Below are 628 nucleotides of genomic sequence, written 5' to 3'. Positions count from 1 at the left end.
GTCAGCCCATTCGCTCGGACGCATAGCTCCCAGGGCTCGGCGGAAACACCACGACGCGGTTGCCGTTGATGAAGGTGCGGTGATGGATATGGGCGTGCACGGCGCGCGCCAGCACCTGGCTCTCGACGTCACGGCCGATCGACACATAGTCCTCGGCCGACTGCGCATGGGTGATGCGGGCGATGTCCTGCTCGATGATCGGGCCCTCGTCGAGATCGGCGGTGACGTAGTGCGCCGTCGCGCCGATCAGCTTGACGCCGCGCTCATAGGCCTGCTTGTAGGGATTGGCGCCCTTGAAGGACGGCAGGAAGGAGTGGTGGATGTTGATAATCTTCCCCGACATCTTCTTGCAGAGCGCGTCGGACAGAACCTGCATGTAGCGGGCCAAAACGATCAGCTCGGCGCCGGTCTGCTCGACGATCTCCAGAAGCTGGGCTTCGGCCTTTGGCTTGTTCTCCTTCGTCACTTTGATGCAGTGGAAGGGAATGTCGTGGTTGACGACCACCTTCTGGTAATCGAAGTGGTTGGAGACGACGCCGACGATGTCGATCGGCAGCGCGCCGATCTTCCAGCGGTAGAGCAGGTCGTTCAGGCAATGGCCGAAACGCGACACCATCAGCAGCACCTT

Annotated in this window: 1 protein-coding gene; it reads right to left on the bottom strand. The window is 61.5% G+C overall.

Going from position 1 to position 628, the window contains the following annotated elements; translation table 11 throughout:
• Position 1: 1 nt before the first annotated feature.
• Positions 2-628, bottom strand: a 627-nt coding sequence (locus tag CO656_RS29550) for a formyltetrahydrofolate deformylase (protein WP_037427867.1), incomplete at its 5' end; no start/stop codon positions are given.

The organism is Sinorhizobium sp. FG01, assembly GCF_002531875.1.
GTDB classification, from domain to species: domain Bacteria; phylum Pseudomonadota; class Alphaproteobacteria; order Rhizobiales; family Rhizobiaceae; genus Sinorhizobium; species Sinorhizobium fredii_C.
Note: the sequence above shows the minus strand (reverse complement) of the source record. Positions and strands in the feature narration are given on the sequence as shown.